The sequence below is a fragment of the uncultured Algibacter sp. genome (genome assembly GCF_905480415.1).
Lineage (GTDB): Bacteria > Bacteroidota > Bacteroidia > Flavobacteriales > Flavobacteriaceae > Algibacter_B.
Map to the genome: position 1 here is coordinate 1 of NZ_CAJQQI010000078.1, position 2,857 is coordinate 2,857.

Annotated in this window: 4 protein-coding genes; all 4 read right to left on the reverse strand. The window is 34.6% G+C overall.

Annotated features, from left to right (window positions below; genetic code table 11):
• Positions 1-869 (reverse strand): sterol desaturase family protein (locus QZ260_RS05875; protein ID WP_295983879.1); only part of this gene is annotated, 869 nt, incomplete at its 3' end.
• Position 870: 1 nt separating this feature from the next.
• On the reverse strand, positions 871-1,797 hold the full coding sequence (locus QZ260_RS05880) for a sulfurtransferase (RefSeq protein ID WP_295983882.1): 927 nt from the start codon (positions 1,795-1,797) through the stop codon (positions 871-873).
• Positions 1,781-2,254, reverse strand: a complete 474-nt coding sequence (locus QZ260_RS05885; RefSeq protein WP_295983883.1) for a monoheme cytochrome C — start codon at positions 2,252-2,254, stop codon at positions 1,781-1,783. Before QZ260_RS05885 ends, QZ260_RS05880 begins: the two co-directional genes overlap by 17 nt.
• Positions 2,255-2,857, reverse strand: a 603-nt coding sequence (locus tag QZ260_RS05890; protein ID WP_295983886.1) for a molybdopterin-dependent oxidoreductase, incomplete at its 5' end; no start/stop codon positions are given. It lies immediately after the preceding gene.

Consider the following 2,857-nt stretch of genomic DNA (forward strand, 5'->3'; position numbering starts at 1 on the left):
TGACCTTTTTTAAAACCGTAAAGATTTTGGTGTATAAAATCTTTTGGAAATTTATCGTCGCCTTTAAAGCCAATCTCTACTTTTCCGCTATCTTCAGGTATATAATTTGTTTTAAAAATATAATCCCAAAGACTTAAACTAATCCCATAATTCACACCATGTTTTCCTTTCGGCAAAACTGAGGCATGATGATATAAATGCATCACAGGGTTATTGAAAATATACCTTAATGGACCCCAAGTAATTTTGATATTAGCATGATTAAAGTGACCAATAGCAATGGTTATAAAGTGAATGATAAAGGCTTGGTCTGGTTCAAAACCACCAATTATCATAACACCAAAAGTTTTAAGTGGTTTATAGAATATGTTCTCCATCCAGTGGTATCGTAAATGTGCGGCAAAACCCATTTCTTTTACACTATGATGTACCTTGTGGAACTTCCATAGAAAACCATATCTATGAAGTAATACATGCGTAAACCACTGAACAAAGTCAAGTATAATAAAAAACACGAATAATTGTAACGAAGGCGCCCATTCTGAGATGTCAAAAAGCGCCAGACTTTTTGCTGTAATATTAATTTCTCCAAAGAGCAATCCTATAATCTTGTAAACACCACTGATTACTATTGAGAATATGAAAAAATTAAAGAACATATAAAATGCATCTAACCAAAAGTCGCGTCTAAAAATAGATTGTTCTTTTCGCCAAGGAAAGACGATTTCTAAAAGCCATACAAAAATTGAGATGGCTATAAGTCCCCAAAAATAATTGGTGTACCATGGCACTTCAAATAGTATAGATTTCCATGTCCAATTTACTGTGCCTTGAAAGGCATTGATAAACGCGTCTAAATACTTTTCCATTTTAATTTTTAATTAGTGTTATATTATTTCCGTTAATTGGTAAATCGTTAAAATAACTCCATTCTGTCCATGAGCCATCATAATTCTTTACATGTTTATACCCTAATAATTGTGTAAGCACAAAGGTGGTATGTGCTGAGCGCACACCGCTATGACAATACACAATTATTGAATCATTCTTTTTTATGTTTAATTCACTATAAATAATTTCCAATTCTTTCAAAGACTTCAAATGCTTATTTCCATTATAGTTTATGGTTTCTGCCCAATCTATATGAATGCTATTAGGTATTCTTCCCGCTTTAGTAGCACCTTTTTTTTGTCGTTTACCCGAGAATTCTTCACTAGTTCTTGTGTTTAAAATAACAACATTAGAATTTAAAGCGTCGCTTACCTGTTCTTTTGAAACATAATACTGCATCTTAGGATGCTTGGTCAGTTTAAAAACGGCCGTATTCACTTTTGGTATTTGAGTAGTCACTTGACCATTATTTGATTTCCATTCTGAAATTCCACCATGTAATAGTTTTATATTTTTAAAATCATAATTTTGCAATATCCACCATAATCTGGAAGCTTCACACAATCCATTATCGTCATAAACTATAATGGTATCATCGGTTGTAATACCGAGTTGTCCAAATAACGATTCTATTTGTGTTTTGCTTGCCATAATTCCTGAGTAAGGATAAGAGGTGTCTTCAATATTTGTCCGCCAAATATTTAAAGCACCAACTATATGTTCGTTTTCATAGATTTCTTTTTTTCTGAAATCAATTATTTTAATGTTTGGTTGTTGAGCAATTCCCTTCAATTCATTAGCCTCTATTAAATATGTGACTTCAACTTTTTTAAAATCATTCGCTTTTTCGTGTTTACATGCCGAAATGATTAGTAAATATAATATGATACTAATCCTCCAACTCATACCAATCTATATCTGTTAAGACCATTCGTCTTCCCTTTTTTATTGGTGGATAGTTTGTGACTAAATAATTAACAATAACCTCTTGATTTTTGCCTAAACCCCAAAGGTTTTGTGTTTCTTGCATCCACTTTATCGTTTCGTTCCAACGTTCAGTATTCATTCTGTTTTGTGTCACTAATTTTGAGGAATGACAATTGGTACAATTATTTACAACGGTCATCAAGCCCTCAGCATCAACTAAACCTGTTCGCACATGAATCCCATTTTCAATTCTGTCTTCATCAACTTCCTTGGGCGCCACTGCAACAGTTTCAGCTTTTGACATAAAATCAAAAACACCTGGATTTACCATGTAATAAATCAATCCACCTCCAGTAATTACAAACAAAGCAAAAAGCAGCATTAAAAGGCGATAAACCTTTTTTACTTGTGCTCCAAAAGCTTCTTCTTTATTCATTTATTTAACTTTTACAGCTATTCTATGGCACGCATTATTTAAATACCCTTTTGGATTCCAACCCGGTAATAGCATAGGCTGAGACATGCCATTGGTATTTGTTGCTCTTGCCCAAACTTCATAGTAACCAGGTTTAGGGAAATCTACAGAGGCTGAAAAATGTTGCCACGCTAAACGGTTTTCTGGTTTTGCGACACTACATGTGCTCCACGTAGAGCCAAAATCTATGGAATACTCCATTTTAGCAACCTGTAACTCTCCTGCCCATGCATGCCCCCTAATACTTAAAGACTTTCCTTTTTGTATCACGGCTCCCGTTTTAGGATAGGTAATTAATGATTTTACGGGCATAGACTCTATGATACACATATCTTCATCTTTGACTTTTTCTCCTGGCGCAACGGGTTCGCAAGGCACTCTATAAGCTGTACCTGTCATTTTTGTACCATCATGTACTTTGTTACGAATGCTAATTCTGTTTACCCACTTGCCAGAAACTGAGGCTGGCCAGCCACCTGCTACTAAGCGCAGAGGATACCCATGAATTAGAGGAATATCTTCGCCATTCATTTTAAAGGCTAAAAGCGTTTCATCTTGTAAGGC